The sequence below is a fragment of the Terriglobales bacterium genome (genome assembly GCA_035691485.1).
Classification (GTDB): Bacteria; Acidobacteriota; Terriglobia; order Terriglobales; family Acidobacteriaceae; genus JAIQGF01.
On the sequence record DASSIZ010000065.1, the window covers coordinates 14526 to 30749 of the forward strand.

The 16224-nt window shown below is 61.2% G+C and carries 18 protein-coding genes; 8 read left to right on the forward strand and 10 right to left on the reverse strand.

The genetic code is table 11. From position 1 onward, the window contains the following. Nucleotides 1–11: 11 nt before the first annotated feature. Nucleotides 12–935 (reverse strand): universal stress protein, encoded by a 924-nt coding sequence (locus VFI82_08175; protein ID HET7184649.1) that lies wholly within the window; start codon nt 933–935, stop codon nt 12–14. A 135-nt stretch (nt 936–1070) separates the two neighbouring features. On the opposite strand from VFI82_08175, the gene VFI82_08180 reads away from it, so the two are divergent. Next, entirely contained in the window at nt 1071–2426 is a 1356-nt protein-coding gene (locus tag VFI82_08180) for an NAD(P)/FAD-dependent oxidoreductase (GenBank protein ID HET7184650.1), read from the forward strand. A gap of 91 nt (nt 2427–2517) precedes the next feature. Next, nucleotides 2518–2787, forward strand: a complete 270-nt coding sequence (locus VFI82_08185; protein ID HET7184651.1) for a hypothetical protein — start codon at nt 2518–2520, stop codon at nt 2785–2787. Between the two features lie 302 nt (nt 2788–3089). Here VFI82_08185 and VFI82_08190 read toward each other — a convergent pair whose 3' ends face one another. From VFI82_08190 to VFI82_08210, 5 genes are all read right to left on the reverse strand, one after another. Continuing rightward, on the reverse strand, nt 3090–3350 hold the full coding sequence (locus tag VFI82_08190; protein ID HET7184652.1) for a hypothetical protein: 261 nt from the start codon (nt 3348–3350) through the stop codon (nt 3090–3092). 249 nt (nt 3351–3599) lie between these two features. Then, nucleotides 3600–4418, reverse strand: a complete 819-nt coding sequence (locus tag VFI82_08195; protein HET7184653.1) for a response regulator — start codon at nt 4416–4418, stop codon at nt 3600–3602. Nucleotides 4419–4598: 180 nt separating this feature from the next. After that, nucleotides 4599–5288, reverse strand: a complete 690-nt coding sequence (locus tag VFI82_08200; GenBank protein ID HET7184654.1) for a CoA transferase subunit B — start codon at nt 5286–5288, stop codon at nt 4599–4601. A gap of 15 nt (nt 5289–5303) precedes the next feature. Further along, complete coding sequence (locus tag VFI82_08205; protein HET7184655.1) at nt 5304–5588, reverse strand: hypothetical protein; 285 nt, start codon at nt 5586–5588, stop codon at nt 5304–5306. Between the two features lie 149 nt (nt 5589–5737). Then, a complete protein-coding gene (locus VFI82_08210) occupies nt 5738–6445 on the reverse strand; it encodes a CoA transferase subunit A (protein HET7184656.1) in 708 nt (235 codons plus the stop codon). Between the two features lie 131 nt (nt 6446–6576). Here VFI82_08210 and VFI82_08215 point away from each other — a divergent pair, with 131 nt between their 5' ends. Next, nucleotides 6577–6870, forward strand: coding sequence for a DUF1330 domain-containing protein (locus VFI82_08215; protein ID HET7184657.1), 294 nt, complete (start codon nt 6577–6579; stop codon nt 6868–6870). A gap of 40 nt (nt 6871–6910) precedes the next feature. Here the strand turns inward: VFI82_08215 and VFI82_08220 are convergent, their stop codons facing one another. After that, a complete protein-coding gene (locus tag VFI82_08220) occupies nt 6911–7894 on the reverse strand; it encodes a hypothetical protein (protein ID HET7184658.1) in 984 nt (327 codons plus the stop codon). 212 nt (nt 7895–8106) lie between these two features. On the opposite strand from VFI82_08220, the gene VFI82_08225 reads away from it, so the two are divergent. Next, entirely contained in the window at nt 8107–9018 is a 912-nt protein-coding gene (locus VFI82_08225) for a hypothetical protein (GenBank protein ID HET7184659.1), read from the forward strand. Between the two features lie 128 nt (nt 9019–9146). Here the strand turns inward: VFI82_08225 and VFI82_08230 are convergent, their stop codons facing one another. Both VFI82_08230 and VFI82_08235 read right to left on the reverse strand, forming a co-directional pair. Then, nucleotides 9147–9320, reverse strand: coding sequence for a hypothetical protein (locus VFI82_08230; GenBank protein HET7184660.1), 174 nt, complete (start codon nt 9318–9320; stop codon nt 9147–9149). 163 nt (nt 9321–9483) lie between these two features. Beyond that, nucleotides 9484–9705, reverse strand: a complete 222-nt coding sequence (locus tag VFI82_08235; protein ID HET7184661.1) for a hypothetical protein — start codon at nt 9703–9705, stop codon at nt 9484–9486. Between the two features lie 299 nt (nt 9706–10004). Between VFI82_08235 and uvrA the strand changes: the two genes are divergently transcribed. After that, complete coding sequence (gene uvrA, locus VFI82_08240) at nt 10005–12794, forward strand: excinuclease ABC subunit UvrA (GenBank protein ID HET7184662.1); 2790 nt, start codon at nt 10005–10007, stop codon at nt 12792–12794. Here the strand turns inward: uvrA and VFI82_08245 are convergent. Continuing rightward, nucleotides 12791–13585 carry a DUF4118 domain-containing protein gene (locus VFI82_08245; GenBank protein ID HET7184663.1) on the reverse strand — a complete coding sequence of 265 codons (795 nt, stop codon included), beginning with the start codon at nt 13583–13585 and terminating at the stop codon, nt 12791–12793. The two genes, uvrA and VFI82_08245, sit on opposite strands and share 4 nt — an antisense overlap. A 113-nt stretch (nt 13586–13698) precedes the next feature. Here VFI82_08245 and VFI82_08250 point away from each other — a divergent pair, with 113 nt between their 5' ends. The 3 genes from VFI82_08250 to mtnA all read left to right on the forward strand — a co-directional run. After that, nucleotides 13699–14544 (forward strand): type II CAAX endopeptidase family protein, encoded by an 846-nt coding sequence (locus VFI82_08250; protein HET7184664.1) that lies wholly within the window; start codon nt 13699–13701, stop codon nt 14542–14544. Nucleotides 14545–14642: 98 nt separating this feature from the next. Beyond that, nucleotides 14643–15290: a phosphoribosyltransferase family protein gene (locus VFI82_08255; GenBank protein ID HET7184665.1), complete on the forward strand. Its 648-nt coding sequence runs from the start codon at nt 14643–14645 to the stop codon at nt 15288–15290. An 11-nt stretch (nt 15291–15301) separates the two neighbouring features. Further along, nucleotides 15302–16224: S-methyl-5-thioribose-1-phosphate isomerase (gene mtnA, locus VFI82_08260; GenBank protein ID HET7184666.1), on the forward strand; the 923-nt coding region annotated here is incomplete at its 3' end.

Sequence of the window (16224 nt, forward strand, 5' to 3'; positions counted from 1 at the left end):
GTGGCGCCCGCCTACTCCGGCTCTGCCATTCTGACGGTCAGCACCGGACAGGGAGCGTTGGCAACCACTTCATAGGCGGTAGCCCACTTCAGCCGGCGCGCGAATCCGACCGGCTGCCGCACGCCAAGCACAATCAAACCCGGCTTGATCTTTTGCGCGACTTCCAGGATCCGGTCCCCCGCCGTTCCAAACTCAACAATCGTTTCCGGGGGCTCAGCCATTTGCGTGCCGGCTGGAATCAGTGATGCGAGGTGCCGCTTCGCCTGCTCGACAATCTGCAGGCGCTCCGCCTCGGACGGCGGCGTTTCCTTACTCACGTGCATCAACACCAGCTGCGCCCCCTGGTGTTGTGCCAACGAGAGCGCATATCCGCCTGCCTTCAGCGAGTGCGCGCTGAAGCCGGTACAGAACAGGATCGGCTGCAGCGGGGTGCGCTCGCTCACCTGCCCGGCATGTGGACCGACCATCAGGACGGGGCAGGGGGCCTGGCGGAAAATTGTCTCCGCGACCGAGCCCAACAACAGCTTGCCGACACGACCGCGGGCGTGCGTCCCAATCACCAGCAGGTTAATGTTCAGGTCGGTAATCTTGTGCGAGAGCACGTCCCAGACATCACCCTGCTCGACCAGTACCTGGTGGTCCACGCCTTCCAGGTGCCCGGCAATCAGCAGGTCGGTCATGTGACGTTGCGCGTTGCGCCAGGCGTCTTCGAGAGCGCGCTGCTGCGCGTCGCCGGGAAGAAACTGGAATGGCTCCGAGCCCACGACGTGCAGGAGATACACCTTCGCTCCATAGCGCCGGGCAATGGACAGCGAGTAATGCAGCGCCGCCTCCGACACCGGGTCGAAGTCGGTCGCCAGCATGATTCGCTCGATGGAAATTGGCGTGGAGGCATCCAGCGTTGTGTCCGCCGGAGAAGGTTGCTTATCGGCCATAATCGTGGCTCAAAGAGCCATAAAAGATATCATCGCCGGTCAGGTCACTCAAGGACGGGACACGTCTTCTCCAGCTGACGACCACCCCTGAACCAATAACGGAAGCGTGTGGGCCGAAGCTCCCATCCAATAATCATGGCAAAGCCTAGAGTCGTGATCATCGGTGGCGGATTCGGCGGCTTAACGGCAGCGGCAGCGGTTGCGCAACATCCGGTGACGGTAACCGTGATTGACCGTAAGAACCATCACACTTTTCAGCCGCTGCTGTACCAGGTTGCAACCGCGGGATTGTCGCCCGGCGAAATTGCCGCCCCTATCCGCGCCGTCCTGAGCCGCTACAAGAATGTTTCCGTGCTCATGGCGGAGGTCTGCGGCTTTGACCTGGCAAACCGCCGCGTGAAGGTCGGCGCCGGTTGCAAGCAGGCTTCCCAAACCTCGAATGCCGCGTCAGACGAGACGCCGGCGAATTTCGAGATCGACTACGACTATCTGATCGTGGCGGCCGGAGCTACGCATTCCTACTTCGGCCATGAAGAGTGGGAGGCGGTCGCGCCGGGATTGAAGACCATTGAAGATGCGCTGGAAATTCGCCGGCGCGTGCTGCTCGCCTTCGAACTGGCGGAGCGCCAGGCCATTGCCACCGGGGCGCACGATCCGCTCAACTTCGTGGTGATTGGCGGCGGTCCCACGGGAGTGGAATTGGCCGGAACGCTGGCCGAGGTAGCGAACCGCACGCTGGCCATGGATTTTCGCGCTATCAATCCGCGGCAGACGCGCGTGATCCTGGTGGAAGGCATGGCGCGCGTACTACCGACTTATCCCGAAGACCTCTCGCGAAGCGCGCAGGAGCAACTACAGCACCTCGGCGTGGAAGTGCGGACCTCGACTCGGGTGACCGGCGTGACGCCGGGAGCCGTGATGCTCGGCGACACGGCTCTACCCTCGGCGGTGACCTTGTGGGCGGCGGGCGTTGCCGCTTCGCCGCTGGGACGCATGCTCGGCAACACTGACAAGGCCGGTCGCGTGCTGGTGGAACCCGATCTCAGCATTGGCGGACATCCGGAGGTATTTGTCATTGGCGATCTCGCTAGCCTTGCCGGCAAGGAGGGCAAGCCGCTGCCGGGATTGGCGCCGGTGGCAATGCAGCAGGGGCGAGCCGTAGCGCGCACCATCGATCGGGAGATGCGCGGTCTGGGTCGTGAACCTTTCCACTATCACGACCACGGCACGATGTCGACGATCGGGCGCGCCGCCGCGGTCGCCGACTTCGGAAAATTCAAGGTGAGCGGCTTTGTCGCCTGGGTCCTTTGGCTCCTGGTGCACATCATGTTCCTGATCGGCTTTCGCAACCGGTTGCTGGTCATGCTGGATTGGTTCTGGGCTTACCTGACATACCAGCGTTCGGCGCGCTTGATTACAGGAAACACAACGCTGCCGGGTTTTCCCCGGGGGGTCCGGGCGGCGGATAAGGAATCCGGAACAGCTGCGTAGCTGTGGGCGGGAAAGTGGCGGAGCGTCCGCAGCGGGCAGGAACTTGCAATTAGGGCTTGACCGATTGGAGCGGCGGGGATATTTATTCGTCATGCCGGTGGGTCGTCTGAAGTGGGTTACCGCAATCGTGATGGCATATGCCGTGATGCTGATCCTGGTGTCGCCGGCCGTGCCTTCGCCGCTGACCACGTTGCGTTCCAAGCATACGATTCAACCGCCGCAGTTTGTCACTCCGGTAGCCGCTCTCTTGTTCACCGCAGTCATTGATTTGGCGCACCGTTCCTGGTTGATCGCTGAACCAGCAGGCCTGGCCGGCAGCGGTTCCGACATCGTTGACCTGACGACCGCCCGGCTCTGTTAGCCGCCGCCCACAAATAGCGCGCAAGATTTTCAGATTCTCCTGCTACTCACCTGGGCAGGAGGTAGCCCTTTCCCGGCACTCTCCTCGGGATTGGGTATTGTGCGCGGGCGGCACCCACCACACCCTTATGACCGCCCGCGCATTTTTTTGCGCCGGGACGATCGCGCAAGCGTCGTGGCCCCGGAGGATGTACAGGAATGCAGAAAAAACAAGCCGCGGATATGCCGCGGGTACACGCGGATCTGATTTTTTCGTTTTTTCTGATCCGTGTTGACCCGCTTAGAACGGTGGCATTCCGATCTCTAGCGGCTGGAAGTGGCGGTGCGGAGTCGGTGGGATGAGCCGGCGGGATCGGGAGCAACCGCATCGACGTCGGAGAATGTCTCGGCCAGGTGGCGAACTGCCGACTTCCCCAGTTGCACGAAACCATTGAGGTCGGCCAGGTGTGGCGGCAGCCCAACGCCAACCAAGTAGAGGACTTGGCTGAGGGTTTGCAAATCGTCATTGATGCTAAGCCGCCGCTCGCGACTCCTGGTCAGTTTCACCGCTGCCGAATGAGGCATGAAAAAGGTCGTCCTGTACTCGGGATTTTCGCTGTTACTTGTACGTATCCAGGGCCGGGATGGTCAACCTTAGAGAAATGCGACTGTAAACCTTTTCATTTTATTAACTTACGAAACGTCCACAAGGGATAGGCCAGCTTCCGGTGCACCGGTTCCGCGAGCTGCGCGCAAGTGAAACAAAACGTGGAGCACGGGGCGGGCGAGCGACCAGGCGCCTGTGAAAAAACTGTCCGCGGCAACGGCGAATGGTCAAGCCGCCTTCACTTCCAGGTAGGCATTGAGCGATTCCTGGAGCATGGTTTCCAGATTGTCATTGAGCCGGCGCAGGTCGAGGATGAGGTAGCTCAAATCCAATTCCAGCAGGCTCTGCTGCACCAGTTCATAGATAGCCTGATCGACGAGCCGAGTGTCATCAACGATCAAGGGCAGGGTGTAGCCCTGTGCCAGGCGGGTGCAGCCATGCGCGGCGGCGAGGGCGCGAGCTGCGTCGCTGAGTCCAGTTGCGCTCTCGTTTTCCAGTGTCCGAACGATGGAGAGCAGCACTTCGCGAAGGTTGTCGATGCGCTGCTCATCGGTGAGGGGCAGCGCTCCCAACTGGCGTTGTGATTTCATGAAATTCAAGGTCCGCGCCAAGATGACGTCGAGATTGTCGCGGATGAAAGCGCTAAGGCGCTTGGCGCGAATGCGGTGATGCGGCTGCGGATTGTTCAACCGCTGCTCGATGGCGGACACCAGGGTCTCGGCGTCGCAGGGTTTGACCAGGTAATCGTCGACCTGGCTGCGAATGGCTTCCAGCGCCGATTCAAATGCTGGGTATCCGGTCAGGATGAGGTTGACGCAATCGGGCTGGGTACGCCGCATCGCGCTGACCACGGTAAAACCGTCTCCCGGCTCGCCGATATTGAGATCGGCGACCAGGACGTCGAAGGTGTTGCTGTTGATCAGCTGCAGCGCTTCCGCCACACTGGCCGCGGAATGAACCTCGAAATTGTGCGCTGTCAGAATCACCGGGAGAGTAAGGCGGAGTGCCGGTTCATCGTCCACGAATAACAGTCGAATAGCGGCCATGGGCAGCCTCCGTACAACTACTCCACGGCACTCCCCCCGACATGCGCGCTAGAGTGTTCGTCAAGAGCCAATGAAAGATGGTGAACGCGGCAACGATGCCGCGTTGCGTTCACGAAAAATAGATGCAGGTTTCGCAGGCGGCGCGATGCCAAAGCAGCGGGAACAAACGGCGGAGTCCTACTACGCGTTCATCGTCTTGAGTTGCGGACTGAGGATAAGTTTGGCGCCGGTGGCGCGCTGTACGTCGTCGGCGGTCAGACCCGGCGCCACTTCTTCCAGCAGCAAACCTTTGGGGGTCACGGTCATCCAAGCCATCTCGGTGGCGATGTGGTTCACCACCCCCACGCCAGTAAGCGGCAGCGAGCACTTGGTCAGAATCTTTGGCTGGCCGTCCTTGGTGGTGTGCTCCATGGCGATAATGACGCGGCGCGCACCGGCTACCAGGTCCATGGCTCCGCCCATTCCTTTCACCATTTTGCCAGGAATCATCCAATTGGCGAGGTTCCCCTCCTGATCGACTTCCATGGCGCCAAGCACGCTGAGATCGACGTGACCGCCGCGGATCATGGCAAAGGAATCGGCGCTGGAGAAATAGCAGGTACCGGGAATCTCGGTGACGGTCTCCTTGCCGGCATTGATCAAGTCGGGATCCTCTTGTCCTTCGATCGGGTAAGGTCCGATGCCGAGCATGCCGTTTTCCGATTGCAGAATGACGTGCATGCCTTCAGGAACACAGTTGGCGACCAGCGTAGGCATGCCAATGCCGAGATTGACGTAGAAACCATCGCGGAGTTCCTGGGCAATGCGGCGCACGATGCGGTCGCGCTTGGTAGTGTCCTGCACTTTGGGCGGTTTGGGTGTGGTGACCATAATCAGCTCTTAGCTTTAGCTCCAGAAAGCTTCGGTGCGACGAAAATCAGTAAGGGCCTCTTCGAACTCGGCGTAGGAGGAACGGGCATCGGCTTGCAATTGCGAGCGGTATTTCGCCGCGGTCGCCAGCAATGCGCCGAACGAATCCGAGATGCCGCCCATGGCGTGTTCGTAGGAAGAGGTCATGATCGCGAGTTCCGCCGCGAGGTCGCCGAGGGTGAAATTTCCTTCCTCGTACATGCGCAGGTAGCGGAGCACGGAGGTGCGAACTTCATCGGCGGTGGATTCCGGCATCGGCATGTGTGATCGTCGTTGGTCGGTGGTCGTTAGTGGCGGAAACACAAGGTCCCTCGACTCGAACTCCCTCGCATCCGCTCCGTCGTGCTCGCTCGGGATGACACGATTTATGCGGCAGGGCTAAAGCCGTGCCGGCCCGTTGCTAACTACCCCTAATGACTAACTCCTGCTTTTCGCACCGTGTGCTTCTCGATACGCTTCTCGTAACCCGTTCCCTGGAAAATGCGTTTCACGTAAATGCTGGGGGTGTGAACGTCGTCGGGATCAATTTGGCCGACCTCCATCAATTCCTCGACTTCGGCGATGGTGACACGCGCGGCGGTGGCCATCATGGGATTGAAATTGCGCGTGGTCTTGCGATACATCAGGTTGCCCCAGCGATCGCCCTTCCAGGCCTTGATAAAAGCAAAATCGGCTCGCAGCGCGCGTTCCATGATGTACATGCGCCCGTCAAATTCACGCTCTTCCTTGCCTTCCGCGATGACAGTGCCGTAACCGGTGGGCGTGAAGAAGGCGGGAATACCGGCGCCGCCGGCGCGAATGCGCTCGGCGAGCGTGCCCTGCGGGTTCAGTTCCAGTTCCAGTTCGCCGCTGAGGACCATCTGCTCCAGCAACTTGTTTTCGCCGACATAACTGCCGATGTGCTTGCGGATCTGCCTGGTCTGGAGCAGCAGGCCAAGGCCGAAGTCATCGACGCCGGCGTTGTTGCTGATGGTGGTGAGGTTCTTGACCCCTTTGCGGACCACAGCGTGGATCAGGTTCTCGGGGATACCGCAGAGGCCAAAGCCGCCGACCAGGATGGAGGCGCCATCCTGGAGGTCACGGATAGCCTCGTCGGCATTGGCAACGACCTTGTTCATAGAAGAGTCCAGTGAATGCGTTCGAAACCAATGATTCTACGGCGGAGGATGGGCAGGAGGCAATGCGCGCGTGCGCGGTTGGGCCATTAGCGATTGGGAATAAAATCAGGAGAATGTTTCGGGAGGTGTGCATGGCCAAGGGATATTGGATCAACTTCTACCGCTCGATTTCGAACCCCACGGCGGTCGCCGAATACGGGAAGCTGGCGGGACCGGCAATTCAAGCCGGCGGCGGCCGCTTTCTGACGCGAGGCATGCCGGTCAAGACGTTCGAGGCGGGATTGATGCAACGATCGGTTGTGATCGAATTCGACAGTGTGGAACAAGCAATCGCCGCCCACGCAAGCCCCGGTTATCAAGCCGCATTGAAAGTACTGGAGGGCGCCGCCGAGCGAGACGTGCGCATCGTGGAAGGAGTCTCCTGATCTCGCCGCTGCTTTTTTCAGCTAAAGCGTGCGGCCAAGGCTATCTCACATCCTTTGTCGGCAAAGGTGACCAGAAGGCTCGCCCCTGAGGATCGACCGCATACGCGACAATCTGCGTAAACGCGTCCCTGAAGCCGGGGTATTTGGAGATCAGAGCGCGCGCGACGGTCAAGTTCTGGTTGCGCGCCGAGTCCACATCGGTGATGTCCGGCACTTGGTAACGGACGACAAGCTGCAGGCCGTTGTTCTGCGGATCAGCCGTCATGCTGGTGATATTGACGGTCCTGCCATTGGCAGCCAGCAACAGTGGTTTTGAAGGCGAGGGAAGCTCCGCGGGCCGGGACTGCTGGAGCTCCTCGTTGATTTTGTCCAGCTCGGGTGTGCTCATGAAATCGACTGGGGCAACCGTGTCCCAGGCGGAAAGAAAGTAAAACCATGCGGCGTAGCTATCGCCGCGTGACTTGAACTGCCGCGCCTGAGCCAGGTACCACTGACCGTTATGACCGGCGATCTGCTTGGGGCGCAGATAGAAACCCGCCAGTTTCCAAGCCAGCCCTATCTGTTTGAACACCAACGTTAATGTCATCGGGACCTTGCCGCCGCTGGCGTCCTCGATGACAAGCGCGTAACGGCCCGGATCCAGTTTCGGAAGAACAATCTCGGTCCGGTCCGGTGAGTTATATACGCCACAGAAGAACTCGGCACGCGGGTAGGGTGCGGTGCCAGGCGCTTCCAGCACGTACACAGAGCGTACCGTCGCCTGGGCGCCCTCGAAATTCTCCTTGTTCTGCGCCGCCGCAGTCTCGATTGAGCCGAAGTTATTTGCGACGGCCGGTATGGAGCTGTTCTTCAGGCCAGCGTAGTCGCCGGCGGCTGACATGCGAAAGAACTGCTGGGCCGTGTTCTGAAGGTTGGAACGGGCGCCGGCGTCGATGTCGTCACCGGTGAGGCATTGCTGCGAAAACGCAGGGGCGGTTACAGCAATCAGAAACAGGAACAGGCAGCGGCGTGCAAATAAACGCATGGGACTCTCGTTCTAGAATTTGTCAGTCGAAATCGAAGCGCACAACCCGACAACTTTCAACATAGGACCTGGATATCGTTATTGTGGCGCTACTCAGGATTGGATGCGGCAATCCAGCAGTTCAGATGTTTTAATAACCGTCCGGGCCCATCCTAAAAGGGCAATTCGGTGCGGCAGCAAAAGGTGTAGAATCTTGCTCAATGCCGGGGATAGTGTCCAAAATAGCAGCGGCTGGACTGGCACTTAGCCTGGGTATGGGCGCCTGGGCACAAACGCCGTCACCGCCGCCTTCGCCCAAAAAAGGCGCGGTGCGGAAATCCGCCAAGAAGGCGTCGCCGGCCAAGCCGCAGCCTCAATTAACGCCGGAACCGCAACCAGCACCGCAGCCGGCGGAGCCACCGCGTCCCTACCAGATGGCGCCAGTGCCACCCCAAGTTACATATCAGAACGGGCAGCTCAGCATTTTCGCTCCCAACTCGACCCTGAGCTCGATCCTCAGCGCGGTGAAGGCGCGCACCGGGGCGCAGGTGGACATGCCTGCGGACACGGCGAATGATCGCGTCGCCGTGCAACTGGGACCGGGCAACCCACGTGATGTGGTGGCGTCGTTGCTGGAGGGATCGCGGTTCGATTACATCGTGCTGGGTTCGCCGACCAATCCGGTGGAGTTGGCGCAAGTTATTCTGACTGTTCACCAGGGGGGCAGCGCCAGCGCGCCCGGCATTGCGACGGCACAGGCAGCCCAGGCCGGAGGGTCGCGGCCAAGTCCGCAGCAGCAGCGGATCCCCGGAGGCGCGGGTCGTCCGGAAATCGTGGCGGATGACGAGGACACGGCGCCAGAACCGCAGCAGATGCAGCCGCAGGTGGAAGAGACCTCGCAGCAACCGATGGTGCAGCCCGGCGTAGCTCAGCCGGGAATGCCGCAGCCGGGCATAGTTCAACCTGGAATGCCGCAACCGCAGGTGGGTCAACCGGGGGTTCAATATCCAGATGGGAACCAGCAGAATCCCAACCAGGTGAAAACGCCGGAACAGTTGTTGCAAGAGCTACAGCGGATGCAACAGCAACAACAGCAGCAGCAGCAGCAACAGCAGGGCAGACAACCGCCACAGAACGAGCCCTAAACTTCCGCCGATCTCAACTTGAAATCCGGCGCTACACAAACCAGCCAAGAAGTGAAGATCGGGTAATTGGGTAAAGTAACCTGGTACTACTTCCCAATGACCCGATTGCACGTCCCGACAACAAAATTTCAGTCCCCGCCTGCTGTTTCCGTGGTGGCCAGGGCAGTCTTGCGAACAGGCTGATGATCGCGCCGCATCGCGTGAAGGATACCGTTGATGACAACGTAGCCGATGACAACGCCCAAACCCAGGGCCGCAACGATGATGAAACCTAGCGTTAGCACAGCAATGAACGGAGTCAAGCCCGACCGACCTTTCTTCTTCTGATGCAGAATCCAGCTACTCCGGATGCGCCGCTCACGATTTCCAGCTCAGGCGCGGCGGTGCAGCCCCGGAGGCCGTATCTGCTGCCCAAGTTCTTACAACTAAGCCTGTGGACTTCCTATAAGTGAAACCGCTTGAACCTCACTTTTTCTTTTCCGCGTTCCAGATGGTCCGCGACACTGCCCGGCCGCAGAACGGGCAGAAATTGATCGGGTAAAGATTGGGCCGGTCTTCGGGCGAGCGCACGGCATAGTCGGAATCGATCTCGTTAAGGATCCGCCCATGCATCGTGCGCAGCGGCTGGTTGAGAATCGCGTCGCCATCGACTGCCTCGCGCAACCTCTCGCAACAGTGTTCGGTCATAAAGTCGCCAAGCCATCGCCGGCCGCCTATCTGCAAGACTGGCTTGCACTCAGATGCGGCAACTGCGCGAATTGACAATTTAGCTCCGTTGACGCTCGACGACGTTGACAACTAAGATACGGAGTAGAGCTGCGCCTTATTACTTTGGAACTTTCCCGGGGACGCGTCCACATCTCTGAGGGACATGGCCTTTGACATGGGCCTGGGGCGGTACCATTGTCAGATTGGGAACCTGATCTGGGCCGGAGGCGGGAGCAGCGGAGGGAGCACACGGGCCCGGACCCGTGCCGCACTGATTCATGGCGATTACGAAGATTTCCGTACGTGGGGCGCGGCAGCACAACCTGAAAAACATCGACGTTGAGATTCCGCGCAACGCGCTGACCGTGGTGACGGGGCTAAGCGGTTCGGGGAAATCGTCGCTGGCATTTGACACTATCTACGCCGAGGGGCAGCGGCGTTACGTTGAAACCTTGTCGGCGTATGCGCGCCAGTTCCTCGACCAGATGGAACGGCCCGACGTGGACGCGATTGACGGCCTAAGCCCGTCGATTTCGATCGAGCAGAAGACGACTAGCCGCAGCCCGCGATCGACCGTGGGCACAATCACTGAAATCTACGACTACCTGCGGCTGCTGTACGCGTCGGTGGGCGTGCCGCATTGCCCGAAGTGCGGACAGCCGATTTCGCGGCAGTCGGCGGAGCAGATCGTCTCGAGGGTAATGGCGCTGAAGCCCGAAGACCGGGTGATGATCCTGGCGCCGATCGTGCGCGGGCGCAAAGGCGAATTCAGGAAAGAGATGGAGAAGCTGGCGCAGCACGGCTTTTCGCGCGCCCGCATTGACGGTGAACTGGTCAGCCTGGAAGACGACATTCGTCTCGACAAGCGCAAGAACCATACCATCGAGGTGGTCATCGACCGCCTGCTGGTGAAACCTGGGATTGAGAAGCGGCTGGAACAATCGGTGGCGCTGGCAATGAAGCTGGCAGGAGGATTGGTGCAGGTGGCGGTGGTGGGCGGGGAGGAACACCTGTACTCGTCGCGGCTGGCGTGCCCGGATTGCGGCATCAGCGTGCCGGTCCTGGAGCCGCGCTCGTTTTCGTTTAATAGCGTGTACGGCGCGTGCAAGGAATGCAACGGGCTGGGCAGCAAGTACGATTTCGATCCGGCGAAGGTGATCGTGGACTGGTCGAAGCCGGTGCTGGACGGCGGGCTGGGGCCGGGATCGGGTTCCGCAAATTTGCAGCATATGCTTCAGATCGCTGCCGAAGCCGCCGGGATCGACCTGAACACACCCTTCGATCAACTGTCCCCCAAAACACAGAACTATCTTCTTTATGGAGCGGAGGCGAACGGTTCGCCGCGGCTGGGCTGGCGCGGGATCCTCGCGTTTCTGCGCCAGACCCTGGAAGAGTCCACCTCGGAAAGCTATCGCGAGTGGCTGCTGAATTACATGAGCGCGACGGAGTGTCCTGCTTGCCAGGGCAGAAGACTGCGGCCAGAAAGCCTGGCCGTGAGAGTGAACGGCATGTCGATTGCCGACTTCACCGCGTTGCCGGTCGCGCGCGCCTCGGGAGCGGTGGCGCAGATCAAACTCAGCGAACGCGAGGCGCAAATCGCCGGACGCGTGGTCCACGAAATCGCCGAACGCCTGCAGTTCCTGAATGCCGTCGGTTTGGGATACATCTCGCTGGACCGCTCGGCGGCCACGCTGTCGGGGGGCGAGGGACAGCGCATACGGCTGGCGACGCAGATCGGCTCCAAGCTGCGCGGCGTGCTGTACGTGCTCGACGAGCCCTCCATCGGACTTCACCATCGCGACAATGACCGATTGCTGCAGGCGCTGGAGTCGCTCCGGGATCTGGGCAACACCGTGCTGGTGGTTGAACATGATGAAGAGACCATCCGCCGGGCCGATTACGTGGTCGACCTCGGCCCCGGCGCCGGACGACATGGGGGAGCGCTGGTGGCCTCGGGCACGCCGCAGCAGATTATGCAAGCGCCGGATTCGTTGACCGGGCAGTACATTTCCGGGGAGAAACAGATTCCGCATCGCGCCGAGCGCCGCCACACCAACGGCAATGCGATCGCGGTGCTGGGCGCCCGCGAAAATAATCTGAAGTCGCTCGACGCCAGCTTTCCGCTGGGCGTGATGACCGTGGTCACAGGTGTGTCCGGCTCCGGAAAGTCGACCCTGGTGAACGACATCCTGTATCGCGCCCTGGCCAAGCAGCTCTACCGCTCGCGTGAAAGACCCGGCGAGCACAAGTCGATTTCAGGGGCGGAGAACATCGACAAGGTTATCGGCATCGACCAGTCGCCGATCGGGCGCACGCCCCGCTCTAACCCGGCAACCTACACCGGCGTGTTCACGCACATCCGCGATCTGTACGCCATGCTGCCGGAATCGCGCGAACGCGGATACAAGGCGGGACGGTTTTCATTCAACGTGCCGGGCGGACGTTGCGAGGCGTGCCAAGGGGAAGGCCAGCGCCGCATCGAGATGAATTTTCTGCCCGACGTTTACGTTCAGTGCGAGGTGTGCGGCGGCAGGCGGTATAACCACGAAACGCTGGCCGTGAAGTACAAGGAGCAGTCGATTGCCGACCTGCTGGAAATGCCGGTAGCGGACGCGCTGCCGTTGCTGGAGAACATTCCGCAGATCCGCCAAAAGCTGCACACGCTGGTGGACGTGGGGCTCGGGTACATTCACCTGGGACAATCGGCAGTGACGTTGTCGGGGGGCGAAGCACAGCGCATCAAGCTGGCGCGCGAATTGTCGAAGAGGCAGACGGGACGCACCCTCTACTTGCTCGACGAGCCGACGACCGGGCTGCACTTTGACGACGTGCACAAACTTCTCGATGTTCTGCACCGGCTGACCGACCTGGGAAACAGCATCATCATCATCGAGCACAATCTCGACGTCATCGCCAATGCCGACTGGATCGTGGACTTGGGCCCGGAAGGCGGGGAGGACGGCGGGCGCATCGTGGCCCAGGGCACGCCTGAACAGGTTGCGAAGATGAAGAAGTCCTACACCGGGCAGGCGCTGGCGGAATATTTCGGACAGCGCGCGCGAGCTTAGACGTTCGCAGCGGCTGCGGCGCGGAGCTCACGGTCGATCTCGATGCCGCGCAGGCCGGCGATCTGCCCATCGATGGAATACAGAACGGCGCGGCCCATGACCGGGCGCGGCCGGGAGCCGTCCACCAGGATCCGGTACTCCGCCTCAAACTCCCCGTCCACCATGGCGCGGTCCAGTTCAGCCTTCACGCGCTCGCGGTCCTCGCCATGGATCGAATCCAGCCAGCATTCCAGCGGCTCCTCCCGGCGCAGCGCCACCGGGCTGTACATGTTGGTCCAGGTGACGCGCCGGGTCTGCAAGTCGTATTCCCAAGACCAGATCTTGGCCGTGCTCCTCAGGAATTCCATCTCGTGCTGTTGTTGACTGAGAAACTGCTTTGCCCCGCGCAGGGCCCGCTCCTTGTGTTCGATCAAAGCCGCCAGCACGCAGATCACGAACGCGGTGAAGCCGAAGGCCACCAGCCTGACCCAGTCGGTGGGATTGTCGATGCGCAAGGCCGTAGACAGGCGCGAGACGTGGTCCGCCGCAGCGGCGTTGGACCAGGTGGGCGGCAGAACAAACACGTCGCTGGCGAGCACCGACAAGGCGGTTGCAGTCGTGCCCGCCGGCCAACCGCCCTCATAAGCTGAGACGGCTACGGCGGCCAGGAAGATACTGAAGAACGAATGCAGTTGGACGTCGGGAACTTGCATGGTCACGAACAGGGCAAGTGCGACCAGCAGCGACGGGATGAGGTACCACCGCACTGCGCGCCGGCGGGCGAAGGCGAGGATCGGCCGCAAAAGGTTCATGGGTGAGATTGCCGCCAGTGTAGCGGAAAGCGGCGCGCGGCGGAATGCGAATCCTTGCGCCGATTTGCCGCAGCCATCGCATCCAAGTACATTGTGAATTGAGGCTGAGGCGCTTGTCCTTCGGTGAAAATCCCCTTCCGCCCGAAACGCTCTCCCCACTTGACCAGGAGCGCGCGCCGCAGGCCGTCTCCGCGACCCTGGAGGCGTCGGCCGAAGAACTGCCGTGGGGACTGTGGGACGTGGTCCGCATCGCAGTGGTGGCGATGATCGCCATTGGGCTGTTCAGCATGGTGGCGATGGCGATAGCGCTGCGCGGCGCGTCGAACATCTCGCCGGCGGACCTGGCACGCAATGCGCGCGTTGTCATCCCGGCGCAATTCGCGGCTTACCTGGTGGTTTTGGCCTTCATGTACTATCTGGTGTCGTCCAAGCGGTCGCATCAGGATGAACGCGCGGCCGTCGATCCGCTCACTGCCATCCGCTGGAATTGGCCGGGTGCCTCGTGGTTCGGATGGATGGCGCTCGGGGTGGCGCTGGCGCTGCTGGTGCAAAGCGCATCGGTGCTGTTGCCTGTGCCCAAGTCACTGCCGATCGACCGCTATTTCCGCGATACCGTAGGCGCCTACATGATGGCGGTCTTTGGCCTGACCTTTGCTCCCCTGGTCGAAGAATTGTTTTTCCGCGGCTTTCTCTATCCCGCCGTGGCGCGGCGGTGGGGAATGCTATCAGGGATTGTGGTCACCTCGGCTCTGTTCGCCTTCATCCACGCTTCGCAGCTGGCGCATGCCTGGGCGCCTCTGCTGCTGCTGTTTTTCGTCGGGGTGGTGTTGACGGTGATGCGCGCCCGTACCGGCTCGGTGGCGACGACCTTCCTGATTCACGTCGGGTATAACGCAACCCTGTTCGGGATGCTCTACGTGGCCAGCGACCACTTTCGCCACTTCGAAAAGCTGGGGTGAAGGGGAAGTTTCAAGGTTTCAAGGTTTCGGAGGTTCTCCGGCCCCAGTTCAACGCAAGAGATGAGCCTAGCCGGGGTCGCGTGGTATTTTGTTGAACCATGATTGTGGCCCGACAAGAGTTGCTAGCCATGCTGGCGGAAAAATCATTCCGCCTTGGCGAATTCAAACTGTCGTCGGGCGGCACCAGCGATTACTACATCGATTGCCGCGCCACCACCCTCGACGCCAACGGGGCTCGCCTCACCGCCAGGACGGTGGTGGACGAGCTCTATCGCCGCGGATGGGTGCCGCAGGGGATCGGTGGCATGACGTTGGGCGCCGACCCGATTGTGGTGTCGGTAGCGATGTTGACGGCGCAGCAGGTGCAAGCGCGCCACCCGGATCAATCGGCCACGGAATCGCCCGAGGCCTGGCTGATTCATGCCTTTATCGTGCGCAAGGGCGACAAGGGGCACGGCACTGGCCAGCGCATCGAGGGCTTCCGCGCCAAGGGCGCGGCCGTGGTCATCGTGGACGACGTATGCACCACCGGCGCCTCCACGGTGCAGGCCATTGAAGCGGCGCGCGAGTTTGGGTTTGAAGTGATCGGCGTGATGTGCCTGGTGGAGCGGGAAGACGCAGGCGGGCGCGCCAGGGTGGAACAGGCCGCCACGCCGGCCCCGTTTGTATCGATCTATACCGCTGCCGAGATCCGGGAAGAGCACTTGCGGCTCAAGAAGGTCCAGCAAGCTCACGCGGAAAAATAGCAGGAGAAATTTTGGTCAAGACACTGGAATGGACTGAAGAAGGCGTCCGCTTCATCGATCAGCGGAAACTGCCGACGGAGGAAACTTACGTCACCGCCACCAGCTACGAAGAAGTCGCGGAAGCCATTCGCAACATGACGGTGCGGGGCGCCCCCGCGATTGGCGTGGCGGCGGCGATGGGGATCGCGCTCGGCGTGCGCGACGCCGAAGGCGACCATCTTTCGGAATTGCGTCGCAACTTTACGGAAATCTGTGAAGCGATGGGAGAAACGCGGCCCACCGCCGTCAACCTCTTCTGGGCCATCCGCCGAATGGAGCGCAAGTTCGAGGAATCGAGCGACCTGCCGCTGCCACAACTGAAGCAGGCGCTGATCGTCGAGGCGCGGCAGATGTACCTGGAAGACATCGCGGCGAATGAGGCCATGGGACGGCACGGAGCGGCGCTGCTGCCGGCCAGCGGGGGCGTGCTCACGCATTGCAACGCCGGCGCGCTGGCGACGTGCGGATACGGGACCGCGCTGGGCGTCATCCGCGCCGCCGTGGAAGCCGGCAAGAAGCTGCACGTCTTCGCTGACGAGACGCGGCCGTTTCTGCAGGGTTCGCGCCTGACCGCGTGGGAGCTCATGCAGGACGGCATTCCGACGACCGTGATTTCCGACAGCATGTCCGGCGCCATGATGAAGCAGGGGAAAATCAGCGCGGTGGTAGTAGGCGCCGACCGCATCGCCGCCAACGGCGACGTCGCCAACAAGGTGGGAACTTACATGGTGGCGGTGCTGGCCAAGGAGCACAAAATTCCCTTCTACGTGGCCGCGCCGTTTTCGACGATCGACCTCGATACCCCGGACGGCAGCCGCATTCCCATCGAGCAGCGCTCCACGCGCGAGGTCACGCACATCGGCGAACGCCAGATCGTGCCTACCGGTGTCAAGGT